General features: G+C 72.0%; 12 protein-coding genes. 7 read left to right on the top strand and 5 right to left on the bottom strand.

All coding sequences use genetic code 11. From position 1 onward, the window contains the following. The first annotated feature begins 9 nt into the window (after nt 1-9). Both JAO81_RS20015 and JAO81_RS20020 read left to right on the top strand, forming a co-directional pair. On the top strand, nt 10-1,419 hold the full coding sequence (locus JAO81_RS20015; RefSeq protein WP_199549254.1) for a transcriptional regulator: 1,410 nt from the start codon (nt 10-12) through the stop codon (nt 1,417-1,419). A 286-nt stretch (nt 1,420-1,705) separates the two neighbouring features. Beyond that, nucleotides 1,706-3,469, top strand: a complete 1,764-nt coding sequence (locus tag JAO81_RS20020; RefSeq protein WP_199549255.1) for a hypothetical protein — start codon at nt 1,706-1,708, stop codon at nt 3,467-3,469. A 26-nt stretch (nt 3,470-3,495) separates the two neighbouring features. Here JAO81_RS20020 and JAO81_RS20025 read toward each other — a convergent pair whose 3' ends face one another. Beyond that, the gene (locus JAO81_RS20025) at nt 3,496-4,806 is read right to left on the bottom strand and encodes an ABC transporter substrate-binding protein (protein WP_199549256.1); all 1,311 of its coding nucleotides are present in this window, start codon (nt 4,804-4,806) and stop codon (nt 3,496-3,498) included. Between the two features lie 171 nt (nt 4,807-4,977). Between JAO81_RS20025 and JAO81_RS20030 the strand changes: the two genes are divergently transcribed. Next, complete coding sequence (locus JAO81_RS20030; RefSeq protein ID WP_199549286.1) at nt 4,978-5,424, top strand: hypothetical protein; 447 nt, start codon at nt 4,978-4,980, stop codon at nt 5,422-5,424. Between the two features lie 89 nt (nt 5,425-5,513). Then, on the top strand, nt 5,514-6,386 hold the full coding sequence (purU, locus tag JAO81_RS20035) for a formyltetrahydrofolate deformylase (RefSeq protein ID WP_199549257.1): 873 nt from the start codon (nt 5,514-5,516) through the stop codon (nt 6,384-6,386). Nucleotides 6,387-6,398: 12 nt separating this feature from the next. On the opposite strand, the gene JAO81_RS20040 is transcribed toward purU, so the two are convergent. The 3 genes from JAO81_RS20040 to JAO81_RS20050 are packed head-to-tail and all read right to left on the bottom strand — an operon-like array spanning nt 6,399 to nt 13,060. Beyond that, nucleotides 6,399-7,775, bottom strand: coding sequence for an ABC transporter substrate-binding protein (locus tag JAO81_RS20040; RefSeq protein WP_233415634.1), 1,377 nt, complete (start codon nt 7,773-7,775; stop codon nt 6,399-6,401). Nucleotides 7,776-7,831: 56 nt separating this feature from the next. Further along, the gene (locus JAO81_RS20045; RefSeq protein ID WP_233415635.1) at nt 7,832-9,004 is read right to left on the bottom strand and encodes a hypothetical protein; all 1,173 of its coding nucleotides are present in this window, start codon (nt 9,002-9,004) and stop codon (nt 7,832-7,834) included. 54 nt (nt 9,005-9,058) lie between these two features. Then, nucleotides 9,059-13,060: a tetratricopeptide repeat protein gene (locus JAO81_RS20050; protein WP_199549259.1), complete on the bottom strand. Its 4,002-nt coding sequence runs from the start codon at nt 13,058-13,060 to the stop codon at nt 9,059-9,061. A 77-nt stretch (nt 13,061-13,137) separates the two neighbouring features. Here JAO81_RS20050 and JAO81_RS20055 point away from each other — a divergent pair, with 77 nt between their 5' ends. After that, nucleotides 13,138-13,938, top strand: coding sequence for a putative protein N(5)-glutamine methyltransferase (locus JAO81_RS20055; protein WP_199549260.1), 801 nt, complete (start codon nt 13,138-13,140; stop codon nt 13,936-13,938). Between the two features lie 77 nt (nt 13,939-14,015). Here JAO81_RS20055 and JAO81_RS20060 read toward each other — a convergent pair whose 3' ends face one another. Next, nucleotides 14,016-14,642 carry an FxLYD domain-containing protein gene (locus tag JAO81_RS20060; RefSeq protein WP_199549261.1) on the bottom strand — a complete coding sequence of 209 codons (627 nt, stop codon included), beginning with the start codon at nt 14,640-14,642 and terminating at the stop codon, nt 14,016-14,018. A 196-nt stretch (nt 14,643-14,838) separates the two neighbouring features. Between JAO81_RS20060 and JAO81_RS20065 the strand changes: the two genes are divergently transcribed. Both JAO81_RS20065 and JAO81_RS20070 read left to right on the top strand, forming a co-directional pair. Further along, on the top strand, nt 14,839-16,293 hold the full coding sequence (locus tag JAO81_RS20065; protein WP_199549262.1) for a basic amino acid/polyamine antiporter: 1,455 nt from the start codon (nt 14,839-14,841) through the stop codon (nt 16,291-16,293). Between the two features lie 47 nt (nt 16,294-16,340). Continuing rightward, entirely contained in the window at nt 16,341-17,600 is a 1,260-nt protein-coding gene (locus tag JAO81_RS20070) for an arginine deiminase (RefSeq protein ID WP_199549263.1), read from the top strand. The last annotated feature ends 18 nt before the right edge of the window (nt 17,601-17,618 follow it).

Raw genomic sequence — 17,618 nt, forward strand, 5'->3', positions numbered from 1 at the left:
GGGTACGCCATGGCCGCAAGGCCGCTCGTAGCGCGGCAGCCGAACGAACGGCTGCAGGCGCTGATCCAGGAAGCCGGCTGTTCCAATGCCGGGCTCGCGCGCCGGGTGAACATGTGCGGTGCCGAGCACGGGCTCGATCTGCGCTATGACAAGACATCCGTGGCGAGGTGGCTGCGCGGGCAGCAGCCGCGCGGCCGGGCCCCCGCGATCATCGCCGAGGCGCTCGGCCGCAAGCTGGGGCGTACGGTCACGATCGACGAGATCGGCATGGCCAACGGCAAGAACCTGGCCTCGGGCGTCGGGCTGCAGTTCTCGCCCACCGTGCTCGGCGCGATCGAGCAGGTCTGCGAGTTGTGGCGCAGCGATGTGGGGCGGCGCGACTTCCTGTCCGGTTCGTCCGTCGCCGCGTCCGCGCTCGTCGAGCCCAGCCGGGACTGGCTGATCACCGGCATGGACCAGCAGGTCGCGCGGTCGGCCGGGGCCCGGGTGGGCACGGCCGATGTCGAAGCGGTACGGGCCATGACGGACGCGCTCACGCAGCTGGACCACCAGTTCGGCAGCGGGCACGTGCGCCCGGTCGTCGTGCACTACCTCAACTCCGTGGTGTCCGGGCTGCTCGCCGGCTCGTACCGGGAAGCGGTGGGGCGCGAACTCTTCGCCGCGGTGGCCCGGTTGACGGAACTCGCGGGCTACATGGCCATCGACACGGGACAGCCGGGGCTCGCGCAGCGGTACTACATCCAGGCGCTGCGCCTGGCCCAGGCCGCCGGTGACCGCGGCTACGGCGGATACGTACTGGCCGCGTCCATGAGTCACTTGGCGGCCCAGCTGGGCAATCCGCGCGAGATCGCACAGCTGGCGCGCGCCGCGCAGGAGGGGGCGCGCGGGCGGGTCACGCCGCGGGCCGAGGCGATGTTCTACGCGGCGGAGGCGCGCGGGCACGCGCTGCTCGGGGACGCGCGGACGACCCAGCAGGTGGTCGCGCGGGCCGAGGCGGCGATGGAGCGGGCGGAGTCGAGCGGGTCCGGCTCGGGTCCCGGGTCCGGATCCGGTGACGACCCGGTGTGGATCCGGCACTTCGACCGGGCGTATCTCGCCGATGAACTGGCGCACTGCTACCGGGACTTGGGTCAGGCGGAGGCGGCCGAGCGGGCGGCCCGCGAGGCGCTCGACAGGCTCCCGGAAACGCGGGTGCGGCGGCGCGCGATCGGTCTGGTGCTGCTCGCCTCCGCGCAGGTGCAGCGGCGTGAGGTGGAGCATGCCTGCCATACGGGGATGCGCGCCGTGGAACTGCTCGGGACGCTGCGGTCGAACCGCGGGGCCGAGTACCTGGACGATCTGCAGCAACGCCTCGAGCCGTTCGGCGAGGAGGCGGTGGTCCGGGAGTTCGGGGCACGGCTGGACGTTCAGGCTGCGTGAGGGGGCGAGGTCTGCGCCCAGGTCTGCGTCCGGGCTTGCGTAAGGGTTCTGTGCAGGGCGGTCGGGGATCGCGTGCGGGGCGTGAACCGGGGCCGGGAGCTGGGAGTACGTCGGGACAAGTGGTCGTGAACGGCGGGCGGGGCGGGCTCGGGCGGGCAGGAACAGCGTCGTTGCGGCCGCACTTGTTACAGCCGGGACGGTGGGGCGGAGCTGTGTACCGCCGTCGACTGGGGAGCCGGTAGCGTTACCCGACGATTCCAGAGTTCCCCCATTGGTAGGAGTCCCGGTGACGCAGAGCGGACAGGGCGAGGAGCCGCAGCTTCCCGCGGCGCGGCCCGCCCACGAAGGCGTCGTGCTGCCCGCGGACGGCGGCGAGCCGCTGATGCCCGGCATGTACGCGGAGCCCGCCGGTGCGGGGGTGCCCACGGGCGGACAGCCGTGGGGCCAGCCCTGGGGGCCGGAGTCGGCGCCCGCGCCGGGGGCCGAGGCAGGACCCATGGCGGGGCAGGCCTGGGGGGCGCCGCAGGCGCCTTCGGGCGGTGGGCAGTCGCTGCCGCCTGCCGCGCAGGTGCAGCCTCAGCCCCAGTCCCAGTCCCAGCCTCAGTCCCAGCCCCAGCCCCAGTCGCTCCCGCCCGTGCAGGCGGATGCCGACGCGACGCAGTACATACCGCCGGTGCCGGGGCAGTCGATACCCCGGATGCCGGCCGCTCAGCAGCCGGGACCTCAGCAGCCTCCGGCTCGGCAGCCCTCGGCCGAGATGCCTCCGGCTCAGCAGCCTCCGGCTCGGCAGCCCTCGGCCGAGATGCCTCCGGCTCAGCAGCCGATGCAGCCGATGCAGGCGAATCAGCAGATGCCGCCGATGCAGCCGAATCAGCAGATGCCGCCCATGCCACCCATGCCGCAGGGTCCGCACGGTGTGCCCGGGGGCGACGAAGCCGCCACGCAGATGATTCCGCCCGTTATGGGCAATCCGCCGGAAATGGGCGCAGGGGCGCGGCAGTTGCCTCCGCAGATGCCGCCCGGGGCCCTGCCCCCGGAGCAGTCCGGCGAGTCCACGTACATCCTGGGACGCCAGCAGGCGCCCGCGGGCCCCGACGCCCAGGCCACGCAGTACCTGCCGCCCGTGCCTCCCGAGCAGAACGCCATGCCGCCCGCGCCGGCCGGAGCGCCGTACGGGATACGGCCCGGGGCGCCGGGGGACCGGCAGCCGCCGGCCGAGTTCGACAGCCTCTTCCGCAGTGAGCCCGCCGAGGGGCCCACCGACTCCACGCAGCAGATGCCCCGCTTCCAGGAGCCGGCGCCCTCGGCGCGCGCTCAGCACGGCCACGGTGGTGCGCACGGCCATGGCGGTGCGCACGGTCACGGTGGTCATGGCGGCCGGGCCGCCGCGCGCCGCGGTGACGGTCGTGGCGACAGCGGGCCGACGCGGGGCCGGGTGCTCGTCGTGGTCGGCGTCGGGATCGCCGTGGTCGGGATCGCGGCCGGCGGCCTGATGGGTCTGCTCGGCGGGGGCGACGACGACGGCGGGGAGAATCCCGCGCCCGCCGCCGCCACCGAACCCGCGCAGAAGGAGTCGTCCGCGCCCGCCGCCGATCCGGCGAAGGCGCAGGCCGTCGCGCTCGACAAGCTGCTCGCGGACTCCAACAACAGCCGGGACGCGGTGATCCGTTCCGTGGAGGCGATCAAGGGCTGCAAGAACCTGGGGCAGGCCGCGCAGGATCTGCGCGACGCGGCCGGGCAGCGGAACTCCCTGGTGACGCGCCTCGCCGAGCTGCAGATGGACAAGCTGCCGCAGAACCAGCAGCTGCGGGACGCGCTCAACAAGGCCTGGAAGGCGTCCGCTTCGGCCGACAACCACTACGCGGCCTGGGCCGACCAGGTGGCCGGCAAGAAGGGCTGCCCCAAGGGCAAGGCTCGTACGACGCCCCAGACTTCGGCCGGCAACAGGGCCAGCGGCGAGGCGACGACGGCGAAGCGGGAGGCGGCACCGCTGTGGAACACGATCGCCGAGCAGTGGGGCCTCCCGGAGCGCACGCCTCAACAGCTCTGAGGGTCGGCTCTTCGGGTGCGGCTGGGTCAGATCGTCCGCTCCAACGTGTCCGCCATGTTCACCGACGTCCTGCCGACCGCCGTCAGCTGGCCCCGCTTGACCTGTTGGAACCAGACGTGGGCGTTGACCATGCGGGGGTAGTCGCGGACGGCGATGGTGTCCTCGAAACGCCAGCTGAGGGTGGGGGTCAGGCCGCCCGTCTTGATGCGGACGCCGTCGTTCAGGGCGCGGGTGACGGAGCGGGCGTCCACCGTGCCCTCGCCGAGTGAGCCGACGACCTGCGTGAGCACCGTGTACGCGATCCAGGTGTTCTGGACGCCCGCGTCCGCGGAGTCGATGCGGTTGTCGTTGAAGGCCTGTTCGCGGATCACCTTGCGCATCGGCTCCCAGCGGTCATCGCTCGCCGCCGGGTACCAGCCGGTGACGTACGCGCCCTCGTAGACACCGGACTTGCCGCCGCCCCGGTTGATCGAGGTCTGGTCGAGCGAGCCGAGCACCGAACCGATCCGTACGTCCTGGAAGTCCTCGCGCACACGGCGGAGCGAGTCGAAGAACGTCGTCGTCTGGTCGCCGAGCGCCGCCGTCACACACCCCTTGCGGGCCTGCTCGCGCGCGCCTTCGGTGCCCAGCGTGGTCGCGAGCGACGCGGGCGCGCCCGCGGAGGCGAGGGCGTGCTCCGCCTGCGCCGTGAAGTCGTTGGCGTCCTCCTTGGCGCGTATGTCCGTGGCCGCGGGCCGCCCGGCCTGCTTCAGCGAGAAGTCGAGCAGCTCGGGCAGGTCGTCGCCGGCGATCGTGTCCGGGCGCACCAGGGAGACCTTCGCGCAGTGCGTGGCGAGCTGCCGCCCGTTGCCCGCCATCAGCGCCACCTGCCCGCCGTTGACGGGATACGAGAACGGGCTGGTGAACTCGTCCTGGGTCAGCCCGAAGCCCCCGATGAACGGGATGCCCTCCGCCTCGAGCGTGGACAGGAACGACCGCCCGTACTGGCTGTAGGAGCCGACCACCGCCGTCACCTCGGCGTCGACCGCCTGCCGGGCGCAGTCCGCGGCGCCGTTCACGTCGTTCTGCTCGTTGCAGGTGATGACCTTGAGGTCACGTCCGCCGAGCCCTCCGTTGGCATTGACCCAGCGGGCGTACGCGCGGGCCATCGCCGGGACGCCGGGCGCGTCCGTGCCCTTGGTGTTCTCGGGCGCCCAGGTCATCACGGTGACCGGGCCTTTCGTGTCCGACGAGAATCCGGGGAGCGCACCGCACCCGGCGGCCAGGGAGGCGGTGACCGCCAAGGCCAGGAGACGGTTGAGGCGACGGGTGGGCAGGGCACGCGGCCGATCGGTCATGGACACGCACTTTTGCGTCACGTTCCGAATCTTTGAGTGAAGTTGAGTCAACGGAAAGTGACTTGAAGGTGAACATGGGGGGCCCGGAGGGTCGCCTGGGCGAAGAACGTACGATCGGCAACCGTGCAAAGCTCGGAGAAGTCTTCCCGTCGCGGCCGCCGCTCCTCCACCATGGAAGGCATGCCCTTGAACGACATGCCATGGTGGCGCTGGCGCAGCAACGTGCGCTCCGCGCTGCACATGATCTCCGACCCCGCCTTCCAGCAGGAGTGCTGGCTGGCCGGACGCGAGGAGTACGGGGACGTCACCGACGCCGTGTACCGCCTTGTCGAGGACACCTGGCTCGACAACTGGTCCGCCGAGAAGTACGTCGGCACGATCTTCCGGGACCCGCAGGAGGCCGCGCTGGTCGACACCGCGGTGCTCCGGGTCCTGCGGATCATGCACCAGGTCGGCCCCGACGCCCCCGTCCAGACCTATCTCGACCACCACGGCTGGCCCGAGGCGGTCCGCGCGGCGCGCGAAGCGCATGTGCGCATGGCGCAGAGCGACGGGGACGACCCGGACACGCAGCCGCGCTCCCTCGAGGTGCTGCGGATCATGACGCGCTCCGCCTGAGCGCCCGGCACGCGAAAGCTCCGGAACCCACCCGTCCACGAGGCGGTACGCACAACCGCCCACGGGCCCGCGTATGCGATCCTGCCTGGATGAGTGAGCAGCCCGCGGCCGTTTGTGACCAGTACGTCCTGACCTTGTCCTGCCCCGACAAACAGGGCATCGTGCACGCCGTCTCGTCGTATCTCTTCATGACGGGCTGCAACATCGAGGACAGCCAACAGTTCGGCGACCGTGACACCGGTCTGTTCTTCATGCGGGTGCACTTCTCGGCCGAGGCGCCCGTCACCCTGGAGAAGCTGCGCGCGTCGTTCGCGGCGGTCGGCGACTCCTTCCAGATGGACTGGCAGCTGCATCAGGCCGAGGCCAGGATGCGGATCGTCCTGATGGTGTCGAAGTTCGGCCACTGCCTGAACGACCTGCTCTTCCGCGCCCGCACCGGCGCGCTCCCGGTCGAGATCGCGGCCGTGGTCTCCAACCACACGGACTTCGCCGAGCTGGTCGCCTCGTACGGCCTGCCCTTCCACCACATCCCGGTGACGAAGGACACGAAGGCCGAGGCCGAGGCGCGGCTCCTCGATCTCGTACGCGAGGAGGACGTCGAGCTGGTCGTCCTCGCCCGCTACATGCAGGTCCTCTCCGACGATCTGTGCAAGCAGCTCAGCGGCCGGATCATCAACATCCACCACTCCTTCCTGCCGAGCTTCAAGGGCGCGAAGCCGTACCACCAGGCGCACACCCGCGGTGTGAAGCTGATCGGCGCCACCGCGCACTATGTGACCGCGGACCTCGATGAGGGCCCGATCATCGAGCAGGAGGTCGAGCGCGTCGGCCACGAGGTCACGCCCGAGCAGCTGGTCGCGGTGGGGCGCGACGTGGAGTGCCAGGCGCTGGCGCGTGCGGTGAAGTGGCACGCGGAGCACCGGATTCTGCTGAACGGCCGGCGGACGGTCGTCTTCGCCTGAGGGCTCTCGCCGTTACGAGGTGGGGCTCGGCGGCGGGCTGCCGCAGAGGTCGTCGAGGATGAAGGTCCCGTCCTCGCGTTGCAGTTCGGCCTCCCGCTCCAGGCCCGCAAGGAGCGCGTCGAGCGCCTTGTCGTCGCCCGGGGCCTCGAGAAACTTCAGCACGGCCCGCTGGAACGCGTCGCGCAGGGACGGCGGCATCGCGTCCGAGGCGTCGAAGCAGATCCTGTCGGCGCCGTAGAGCAGGTCCCGCACCTTCGCGGTGGCGCTGCCGGGCGTCGGAGCGACGCCCATCGCCCCGGGGAACAGCGGGCGTTCGCCTTCGCTCTCGGCCGAGGCCGCCCAGGCCGTGCGGGCTTCGGGGCCGGTGAGCTCGCGGACCAGGTCCCAGGCCTCGTCGCTCGCCTTGAACACCGCCGCCATGTCACCGGAGACCTCATAGGTGTCCGTGTGCTTCTTGCCGACCCCGGACACGAACCGGGGGGTGGGGGCGGGCAGATACGTGTCGACGTAGTGGCGCCGTATGAACGAACCCTGGTGTTCCAGCCGGCACTCCGCGTCGCTGGAGTCGAGCATCCCGCTGTCGGCTTCGAAGGAGCGCGTGAGCGCCTTCTCCCGCTCCTTCTCCTGCGGCAGCAGGTCCCGCCAGTCCTCCCAGGCCTGCCGCACCCTCTTGTCGGTCCACGGCACCGACCGCTCCCCGAGCGCCCACTGCTCGTAGACATCGGGGCCCTGCCGCCGCAGCAGCAGGTCCTCGATCCAGTCCGTACCCGGCCAGCCCGAGGTCGCGCCCGAACTCATGCCGAGGCACCACTGCTGCGGCTCCTCCGAGCGGTCGTCGGGGTCGTGCCACACGATCCCCTTGAGGTCGATACGGACCGGCGCCCAGTACGCCTGCCGCGTCAGCTGACGGTCACCGGTGACCGTCACCGTGACGTCCGGAGCCCAGGGTTCGATGGCCCGGTCGGCGATGTCGTCGGGCAGGGGGTGCGCGTGGCCGTGCGTGGCGTAATCGGTCAGCTCGCCGAGGCTGTTGAGGATCGCGACGTCCGGTGGCGCGCCGGCCTGCAGCTGTGCCACGAGGGTGTCGCGCAGAGAGCGGGTGCCGGAGTAGAAGTAGCGGACGCCCGTGCGCTTCTCGATCTTCTTCAGGGCTGCCACGAACGGCTTCTCCTCGCCGTCCGTCCAAGGCCCCAGGACGGTGACGGTCCGGTCCTCGGCTCCCGTGCAGGCGCCCGCGGACAGGGTGGTCACGGCGAACAGCACGGCACCGAGGGCGGTCCGCAGCAGCCGCGCCCGGCCGCCCGCTCCCCGGCGGACCACTCCTTCCCGCCGACCGTCCGCCTTCCGTACGGCCCTCATCCGCACCCTCGCCTTCCACCTGCCCTTCATGCCCCTGCCCGCCTTCCACGCGCCCCTCGTCCGCACCCTCGCCTTCTGCCCGCCCCTCACGCCGCTCCCCGCCTTCCGGCCGACGGATACCCCAGCCCGTAGCTGTACAGGGCGAGCCCCGCCGACACCGCGCCCGCCGTGCCCACACCCAGGGCGATCCGTGCGGTCTGGGCCCAGCCCACCGGGCCCGCCTCGTCCAGCCGGTCCGTGATCTGCCCGCCCTTCCTTGCCAGTTGCTCCGGTGTGGACCTCGGGGCGGACAGCTCGAGGACCTGGGCGCGTACGGCCCGTTGTGCGGCGTGCTCCTCCAGCGCGCCCGCGGCGAGCAGCCCGTACACGGAGGCCGCGAGCGCGAGCAGCGCCCACAGGGGAGCGCTGATCAACCGCAGCCGGCGGCGGCAGAACCGCAGGGTGCCCCACAGCGTGACGGCGAGCAGGGCCACAGCCGGCAGCGTGAGGAGCGCGAGCAGCAGCGGGGTGAGTGCGGCCGGCTGGGCGCGGGTCTCCTGCCGCAGTTCCGCTTCGAGGGCGGAGATCCGGCCGAGCAGCGCGATGGGTTCGGCCTCCGGATCCTTCGGCGCCGCACACCTGAGCTCCTCGGTGCTCTCGTCGCACAGGATGTCGGCCCCGTAGTTGACCCCCGCCTTGCGCATCCCGGAATTCTCGCGGTTCTGGTCGGCCATCGAGATCGCGTCGCTGTAGGACTGTACGAGGCCCTGGATGATGCCGAGTTGCTGCGCCTGCCGTGCGTCGAGTGCGGCGGACCGGCCGACGCTGTCCAGGGCCTGTCTGCCGCTGCTCAGCAGCGTCTCGTAGAGATCCCCGATCGCCACCTGCCCCTCGCGCACGGGCACCTGTTCCCTGTCGAAGGGCCCGAAGCGGCGTACCGCCTCGTCCTGTGCCTCGTGGAGCAGGACCCGTGCCGTGGCGAGATCGGTCACCGCAGGGGCCAGACGGTCGCGTACCTGGTCGGTACGGCCGTGCACGTCGAAGTACGCGCCCGCGCTGAGCGCGAACGCGACGAGGGCGAGCGCCGGCACAAGTACCCTGCGCTCCCGCAGGAACTCCGAGGTACGCCTCGGCGCCCCGCCGCGGGACGGCTCCCCGCAAGCCCACCGCCACACCGCAGGCCCCGACCGCCGCGGATCGAGCCACTTCGCCCGCACCCGCAGCCGGCCCCGGGCACGCGCGGCCGCGTGCCGTGTGCGGTCGACGCCCGCGATTCTCAACTCCCTTGCCCCCTCAGACCGTTCCGCCGTCCCCGGTGCGTCGCGACCGTCACCTCACGCATCCGGCTCCCGCCCTCCGGACAGCCAGCGGGGCAGCCGTGGTCCCGCCGACTCGGGCCGGTGCCGCACCCGCGTCGGCCGTACCCGGTGCGCGTTGTCCAGGAGCGCCTCGATCAGTGCGTCGTCCGCGGTGCGGCCCCTGCGCGGCACCTGCTGGGCCAGGCGGCGGTAGCTGTCGGACAGGCGCAGCAGGAGCTGCTCCTCCGTGCGCGGGACGCGCAGCGGCGGCGGCAGATCGCGGGCGGGGGGGACCGGGGGGCGGGCGGCCAGTTCCGACCAGGGGTCGCCCCCCGCGCGGCGGGGCGTGTCGACCACGAGCACCAGGAGTTCGAGCAGATCCGTACGGAGCCGCTCCTCGGCCGCCGCGTCGGTGAGCCCCTCGTACTCGACGAGCCGCCGCAGCGCCGAGAACGCGCGCGCGAAGTCGCCGAGCGTGGGAGCCGGTCGGCGGTCGTGCAGGCCCGCGTGGATGCGTACGAGAGCGGTGCACGCGGCCGTGCGATGGCGGGAGTCCGGCGGTACGCCTTCGAGTGCGACGACCGCCTCGCGCGGCAGCCGGTCGGCCAGATGCATCCGGGCCAGACCGAAGGCCGCGCTGCCCTGCGCGTGGTTGCGGCACCACACCGACCGGTAGAACTCCTTGGCCCGCTCCGTCTCGCCCAGATGCTCATGGCAGTAGCCGAGGGCCAGCTTGGGCGCGTACTCGCCGGGGATGTCCTCGTACACCTTGGTGAACAGCGGACGGGCCCGCTCCACCCGCTGGTTGGCGAGGTGGAGCAGGCCCTCGTGCCAGGGGATGCGCCAGTCGTACGCGGAGCGTTCGGTGCCGATCAGTCGGCGGGCATCGCGCAATGCCCCGGCGGCGGCCTCCAGTTGGTGGACGAGTTCGTCGAGCGGCATCCGGGCGCCCTCGCGGGAGCCGCCGGCTTCGCGCGGCTGGGCCAGGGCGTTGCGGGCGGCGCGGGCCTGGTGGATGTGCAGCCGGCAGCGCAGGAGCAGCAGTTCGGGGGTGGCCTCCCAGCGGGCGATCCGCCCGAGAAGACCCTTCGGGTCGTTGTACGAAGTGCGCTGCAGCCGCTGCCAGTTGGGGTCCATGCGGTCGGGATGCGGCGCCGGCAGATCCGCGGCGGCGTCCGCGGGGGTGGGCGGCCGCTGCGGGCCGAGCAGCCGTTTGTGCGAGCCGCCGGTGGCCCACTGCTCAAGCGGCGGGGCGGCGCCGAGCCCGCCGTCGAAGGTGTCGGCGACCGTTCCGAAGTGCAGCGAGGGAGCGAAGGTCTCCTCGTTCAGGCGCAGGGAGCGTAACTCCCGTAGGACGGCGTGCAGTTGGCCCGCCATCTCCTCGGCGGACGCGAAGCGTTCCGCCGGATCGCGGCGGGTGGCCCGCGCGACCGTGAGCCGCAGCGAGTGCGCCCCGAGGCCGTGCACCGCGGGTGCGGCCTCCAGGAGGCAGCGCAGGACCTCGCCGAGGCAGTACAGGTCCCCGGCCGGACCCATCCGCCCCTCGCCGCCCGCCTCCGGCGGGTTGACCGTGGCGGGTCCCGCCTCGCCGAAGCCGCGTACCGCCGCGACGTCGATCAGTTTGATGGTGTCGCCGCAGTGCAGCACGTTGTTGAGCGACAGATCGCCGTAGACCAGTTCCTTGCCGGTGTGCAGATAGTGCAGCGCGTCGAGGATCCTGACCCCGTACACGGCGATGAACTCGAAGACGCGCTCGTCGTGGAACGGCGGCTCGCGGCGCAGCATCCGCTGCCGGATCTCCTCCAGGGTCAGCCCGTCGGCGAACTCCATGACGAGCAGGGGGCCCGCGCCGTCGTTGTCCAGGATCGCGTTGTGGACCTTCACGATGAACGGGTGGTTGAGGTCCACCAGACGTACGCGCTCGGCGGCGGCCTGCTCGACCGCGCCCGCGTCCCGCGGATTGTGCCGCTTGAGCGCCACGAGCCGGTTGAGCAGCGCGCGGTCGTGCGCGAGATACACCTGCCCGTAACTGCCGCTCGCCAGCTTCCCCACCACGTGGTACTGCTGCTCGGGCTCCACGAACCGCGGCACACCCTCCGCGCTCCCCGAGCGCGGCCGTGGCGTGCTCCGGGGCGCGGGGCCGGTGAGCTCCGGACCCTGCACGTTCACCCGCGGCAGCTCCTCGAGGCCCTCGCCCGGGGGCTCGATGCTGATCTCCAGGGGTGCGGCCAGACGCGCCTCGCGGGCGCGCAGCGCCAACAGTAGGTTCTCCACGTCGAGTTCGAGCAGATACAGCTCGTACGCGGCACGCAGCGGATCGCTCAGGGCCGCGCGGCGGTGCCGGTCGAGGCGCCCGAGGAGCTCGTCGGCGTCCCGCGCGCGGGTCTCGTGGGTGCGCTCGGACAGCCGCTGCCGCACCCGCCGCAGCTCGTGCAGCCGCTGCTCGATCCGCTCGCCGACGGCGGCCGGCCACTCGCGGCCGAGCAGCTGCTCGTAAAGGAGCCGCAGCAGCGGCGCGCCGGGGTCGCGGAACGCGAGCAGCAGCCGGGCCTGCCGGCGGGACCGTACGGCGAGCAGCAGCGCGAGCACGTCCTCGGGTGCGGAGGCGCAGTCGTCGGGGAAGAGGAACGCGGCGGTCATGCCGGGACAGTCCGCGGCGATACGGGAGAGCAGGAGGCGGTCGCGCCCGCTGCCCTGTGCCGCGCCGGGGAGGTCTTGTGCCGCACCCGGGACGTTTCGCGCCGCACCGGGGCCTTCTTGTGCGAGGGATCCGGGGCCCTCCTGGTCCGGCCCTGGGCTTTCGTGTCCCCGCTCGGGGACGAAGCCCTCGTGCCCCGGTCCCAAGCCTGTGTGCTCCGGCCCCAACCCTGCGTGCCCCGGCCCCCAGCCTCCGTGCTCCGGTCCCAAGCCTTTGTGCCTCGGCCCGGGGACGAAGCCTTCGTGCCCCGGCGCGGGTGCGGAATCGAGCCCGGCCCGCTCGGCGAAGCGCTGGATCAGGCTGGAGACGGTGCGCGTGGTCGCGTCGACCGCGAAGTCGATCGCACCGGTCAACGGCCCGTCGGCGCCCGCGGGTTGCCCGACTGTGGACGCCTCCTCGCGCGCCTGCTGCTCGCGGTCCGCGGCGAGGAGGGTCCCGCGCAGCGTGTCCAGATCCCCTGCCCTGCCCTGCCGTACGAACACGACCTCCACCGGCAGCGCGTCCATCTCTCCGTCCAGCCAGCGCACCAGTCGCCGGCGCAGACCCGGATCGGGCTCCTCGCGGGCGGAGGCGCGCACCGGCCGGGCGATGTCGCCCGCGACGGCCCGTACCCCCGTGACCGTGATCCCCAGCTCCTCGAGCCCGAGTTCGCGCTGGATGGTCTCGGTCGGGATCAGCGAGGCGTGGTCGAGCCGGTCCGCCGGGTGCGTGGTGCCGCGCCGCCCGCGCCGGTGGGTGAGCAGCCCGATCACCTTGCCGGAGCGGCCGTGGACGACGCCGGAGCCGCTGTAGCCGTGCCGTATGGGGACGTCCTCGATGTCGAGGGCGACCCAGCCGGAGGCGGGCCGGGGTCCGCTCGCCGGGCGGCTCGCCCCGGCCAGGCTCTCCGGATCGCCGAGCCCGAGGAGCACCGTCTCGGCGAGCTCGCCGCCGAGCAGATCGGAGGGGTATCCGGTGACCTGGACGGGGGCGCCGCGGGCGGGGATCTGCCGGTGCAACTGGGCCGGTTCCACCCCGTCTTCGGGTTCCTGCTCCAGTTCGAGCAGAACGAGATCACCGCCGCGCCCGGCCCGCGGCGGAATCAGCCGCCCCTCGACCACCCGCGCACGGCGGGGCTCGGCGGGCCCGGGCGCGCCCGGGAAATCGACGTACAGGTCCCCGTAGGGCCGGCCGGAACTCGGCTCCGCCGGCAGGACGACATGACCGCAGCTCACCACGTACCGCCGGTGCAGCAGCACACCGGCCCCCAGCGGCTCGGTCCGCCCCTCGGCCCGGAACAGCCGGACACGCCAACTCTCGTGGCCAGGCGTCCAGTTGGGCGTGCGGCGGGATGTCCCCATGGGGCTCAGGGTATCGGCGGGCGGGGGGTCCGGGCATGGTCACGTAGGGTGCGGTGGTGGTGAAAGGTGGCCCCTACATGACGCGCACGGCAGGTATCGACTCCTTCGACCCGCTGGTGGTGCGCCTGCGGGCGGCGGGCTGCGTCTTCGCGGAGGAAGAGGCCGAACTGCTGATGGACGCGGCCTCCTCGCCCGAAGGTCTGGAGTCCATGGCGGTGCGCCGTATCGCGGGCGAACCCCTGGAACAGGTCGTCGGCTGGGCGGAGTTCGCCGGTCTGCGCATCCTCCTCGACCCGGGTGTCTTCGTCCCGCGCCGCCGTACGGAGTTCCTCGTCTCGGTGGCCCTCGGGCTGCCGCTCGGCCCGGCCCCGGTGGTCGTCGACCTGTGCTGCGGCTCGGGCGCGGTGGGTGCGGCGCTGCTGTCCGCGCTGCCCGGATGCGACCTGTACGCGGCCGACATCGAGCCGGCCGCGGTCGCCTGCGCCCGCCGCAACCTCCCGCCCTCACCCGTATACGAGGGCGACCTGTTCGCACCCCTCCCGGCCGGACTGGGCGGCCGGATCTCCGTCCTGGCCGCGAACGTCCCCTACGTCGCCACCTCGGACATCCCGTTCCTCCCCGCGGAGGCCCGCGACCACGAGCCCCTCTCGGCCCTCGACGGCGGCGACGACGGTCTGGCGGTGGCCCGCCGCGTGGCCCAGGGCGCGCGGGAGTGGCTCGCTCCGGGCGGCCACGTCCTGATCGAGGCCACCGAGGCCCAAGTCCCGCTCGCCGAGCGGGCGTTCACGGACGCCGGGCTTTCGGCGCGGGTGGCGGTGGACGAGGAGTGGGAGGCGCGGGTCGTGGTGGGCACCGCCCGGCCCATCCGGGGGCAGTAGCCCGTAGTGGGCACCGCCCGGCCCGTCCGGGGTCGGCAGCCCGTGGTGGGCGCCGCCCGGCCCGCCGGCGCCCCGGCTCAGTAGCGCTGGGCTTTGACGATCTTCGCGGTCAGCTGAGGCTCGACCGGCTTGCGGCTGATCGCGAGCGGCTGGGCCCGCTCGCCGGGCGCGAGATCCTGCGCACCGACGATACGGGTCTCGACCACCTTGCCGTCGGCGTCGCTGAAGTCGACCTGCACCGCATACGAGGCCGGGGCGTCCGTGCGATTGCGGATATTGACGACGAGCGCGCGCACCCCGTTGGTCTCCGCCAGCGGTTTGCCGGTGAGGCCGACCTCGGACATCGCGTTGCCCTGGCCCTCGGCGCCGTCCAGCTGCTCCTTGAACTCCTGCCGGGTGCGTTCCGTGGCGTCCGAGACGGACTCCTCGAACGCGGACGCCCGGGCCGATGCGGAGGCTTCGGCGGCCGAGGCCGATGCCTTCACCTCGGCCTTCATCGACTCCGCCGCGGAGGCCATGGGCGAGGGCGGCTCCCCGGAGAAGTTCTCGGTGGCCGGAGGGGACGCCCGGTTGCTGAAGGTTGTGGCGGCATCACCGCTGCCTTCGGTGCTGCAGCCGGCCAGCACCGCACCGGTGAGCGCGACGAAGGCGATCAGGGCGACCCGGCCGCGGCGCGGACCGCCGGGGATTCTGGCTGAGCTCATGGAACGTGGCCTCCTGCTCGGACGAGGCCGAACCCCCACACGGTGGGCGCCCGACAGATCCAGGATCCGCGATGAGCGCGAGGTCGGCCATCGCAGCGCGCTCCGGGGGCCGGCGCCCCGAATCGTGCAAAAGATGCCTTCAGCGCGAAATGCAGCAAAAGTGTGAATACGGGTTTGGTGCACCGGGAAGGACGTCATGTCACAGGTCACCGACGGAGCGGGTACCCAGTCGTCCGCGGCCGTGAAGTTGTCGCTGTTCACCCTGACCACGATGGTGATCGGCTCCATGGTGGGCGCCGGCGTGTTCTCGCTGCCGCGGCGCTTCGCCGAGGAGACCGGGGTGGCGGGCGCGCTGATCGCCTGGGGCATCGCGGGCACCGGCATGCTGATGCTGGCCTACGTCTTCCAGTCCCTGGCCGTACGCCGCCCCGACCTGGACGCGGGCGTGTACGCCTACGCGAAGGCCGGCTTCGGCGAATACCTGGGCTTCTTCTCCGCGTTCGGCTACTGGGCCAGCGCCTGCGTCGGCAACGTGACGTACTGGGTGCTGATCATGTCGACGGTGGGCGCGATCTGGCCCGCACTGGGCGACGGCGACACCGCCCTGGCCATCGTTCTGTCCTCGGCCGGCCTGTGGGCGTTCTACTTCATGATCCGGCGCGGGGTGAAGGAAGCCGCGGCGATCAACAAGATCGTGACCGTGGCGAAGATCGTGCCCATCCTGGTCTTCATCGTCCTGGCGCTGTTCTACTTCGACCCCAAGGTGTTCGCGGACAACTGGGGCGGCGCCGACTACGCGGGCTCCCTGTTCAGCCAGGTCCGCGGCACCATGCTGGCCACCGTCTTCGTGTTCCTCGGCGTCGAGGGCGCGAGCGTCTACTCGCGGCACGCCAAGAAGCGCTCGGACGTGGGCCGGGCCACGATCCTCGGCTTCCTCAGCGTCTTCGCCGTCTTCGCGTCCGTCGTGGTCGTCTCGTACGGGATCATGCCGATGGAACAGCTCGCCGAACTGCGCCAGCCCTCCATGGCGGGAGCGCTCGAGGCGGCGGTTGGCACCTGGGGCAAGGTCTTCATCAGCGTCGGCCTGATCGTCTCCGTGCTAGGCGCCTATCTGGCGTGGACGCTGATGTCGGCCGAAGTCCTGTACGTCGCCGCCAAGGACGACGACATGCCCCGCTTCCTGGGGCGCGCGAACCACGCCGATGTGCCCGTGCCCGCGCTGATCATGACGACGGCGCTCTCGCAGGTGGTCCTGGTCGTCACCGCGTTCTCGGACGACGCGTTCAACTTCGCGCTCGACCTCACCAGCGCCCTGTCGCTCATCCCGTACCTGCTGGCCGCCGCCTTCGCGGTGAAGATCGGCACGCGCACCGACCCCCTCACGGCCGGCGGCGGCAAGACCTCCAACCGCGAACTCACCATGGCGATCATCGCGTTGGTGTACACGGCGTTCATGCTCTACGCGGCCGGGCTGAGGTTCCTGCTCATGTCGTTCATCCTGTACGCGCCCGCCACGATCCTGTTCGTCATGGCCCGCCGTGAGCAGGGCCGACGCCTCTTCTCGCCCCGTGAGCTCGTCATCCTCGCCGTCTCCGTCATCGGCGCGGTCATCGGCGTCATCGCGCTGGCCGCGGGCTGGATCAGCCTCTGACGTCGCACCGCTCCCGTCCCCAGCGCACTCCTCCCAGAGAGGTCACCATGACCGGTCCGAGCACTCCGTCCCAGGCCTACGGCGTCCACTCCGAGGTGGGACGTCTCCACAAGGTCCTCGTCTGCGCTCCGGGACTCGCGCACCGCAGGCTGACCCCGACCAACTCCGACGACCTGCTCTTCGACGACGTGATGTGGGTGGAGAACGCCCAGCGCGACCACGCCGACTTCGTCAACAAGCTGCAGCAGCGCGGCGTGGAGGTCGTCGAACTGCACGAGCTGCTCGCGCAGACCATGGCCATCGGCGAGGCGAGATCCTGGCTGCTCGACCGGAAGATCGTGCCCAACCAGGTCGGCGTCGGCCTCATCGAGGACACCCGCGCCTTCCTGGAGACCCTGGAGCCGCGACAGCTCGCCGAGTACCTCATCGGCGGCCTCGCCACGACCGACCTGCCGGACGAGTTCCGCTCCGGATACGTATCGCTCGCACGTGAATCGACCGGCGTACGCGAGTACTTGATGCCCCCGCTGCCCAACACCCTCTACACCCGCGACACCACCTGCTGGCTGTACGGCGGCCTCACCCTCAACCCGCTGTACTGGCCCGCGCGCCACGACGAGACACTCCTGATGAAGGCGGTCCACCAGTTCCACCCGGACTTCGTGGGATCGCGGGTGTGGTGGGGCGACCCCGAACACGACTGGGGGCAGGCCACGTTCGAGGGCGGCGACATCATGCCCGTCGGCAACGGCGTCGTCCTCATGGGCATGAGCGAACGCACCTCGCGCCAGGCGGTCACCCAGGTGGCCAAGGCCCTGTTCGAGCAGGGGGCCGCCGAGCAGGTCATCGTCGCCGGCATGCCCAAACTGCGGGCCGCGATGCACCTCGACACCGTGTTCACCTTCGCCGACCGGGACATCGTCACGCTCTACCCCCGGATCATGGACTCGGTGCACACGTTCTCGCTGCGCCCGAGCGACAAGGCGCCGGGCCTCGACATCACCGACGAGGGCAGCACCCCCTTCGTCGACGTGGTCGCCAAGGGCCTGGGGCTGCCGCGGCTCCAGGTCATCGAGACGGGCGGCGACGTCTACGCCTCCGAGCGCCAGCAGTGGGACAGCGGCAACAACGCCGTCGCCCTGGAGCCGGGCGTGGTCTTCACGTACGACCGCAACACCCAGACCAACACGCTCCTTCGCAAGGCCGGGGTCGAGGTCATCACCATCGTCGGCGCGGAACTCGGCCGCGGCCGCGGCGGCGGCCACTGCATGACCTGCCCGATCATCCGCGAGCCCGTCGCGTTCTGACGTCGAGGCACCCCTGAG

It is taken from the genome of Streptomyces sp. N35, assembly GCF_016464295.1.
Taxonomy (GTDB): domain Bacteria; phylum Actinomycetota; class Actinomycetes; order Streptomycetales; family Streptomycetaceae; genus Streptomyces.

Excerpts from the sequence above, each read along its gene's own strand:
- JAO81_RS20050 (WP_199549259.1), bottom strand. The coding sequence starts at position 13,060 with ATGGGGACATCCCGCCGCACGCCCAACTGGACGCCTGGCCACGAGAGT.
- purU (WP_199549257.1), top strand. The coding sequence starts at position 5,514 with ATGAGTGAGCAGCCCGCGGCCGTTTGTGACCAGTACGTCCTGACCTTG.
- JAO81_RS20040 (WP_233415634.1), bottom strand. The coding sequence starts at position 7,775 with ATGAAGGGCAGGTGGAAGGCGAGGGTGCGGATGAGGGCCGTACGGAAG.
- JAO81_RS20030 (WP_199549286.1), top strand. The coding sequence starts at position 4,978 with ATGGAAGGCATGCCCTTGAACGACATGCCATGGTGGCGCTGGCGCAGC.
- JAO81_RS20015 (WP_199549254.1), top strand. The coding sequence starts at position 10 with ATGGCCGCAAGGCCGCTCGTAGCGCGGCAGCCGAACGAACGGCTGCAG.
- JAO81_RS20055 (WP_199549260.1), top strand. The coding sequence starts at position 13,138 with ATGACGCGCACGGCAGGTATCGACTCCTTCGACCCGCTGGTGGTGCGC.
- JAO81_RS20060 (WP_199549261.1), bottom strand. The coding sequence starts at position 14,642 with ATGAGCTCAGCCAGAATCCCCGGCGGTCCGCGCCGCGGCCGGGTCGCC.
- JAO81_RS20025 (WP_199549256.1), bottom strand. The coding sequence starts at position 4,806 with ATGACCGATCGGCCGCGTGCCCTGCCCACCCGTCGCCTCAACCGTCTC.
- JAO81_RS20070 (WP_199549263.1), top strand. The coding sequence starts at position 16,341 with ATGACCGGTCCGAGCACTCCGTCCCAGGCCTACGGCGTCCACTCCGAG.
- JAO81_RS20065 (WP_199549262.1), top strand. The coding sequence starts at position 14,839 with ATGTCACAGGTCACCGACGGAGCGGGTACCCAGTCGTCCGCGGCCGTG.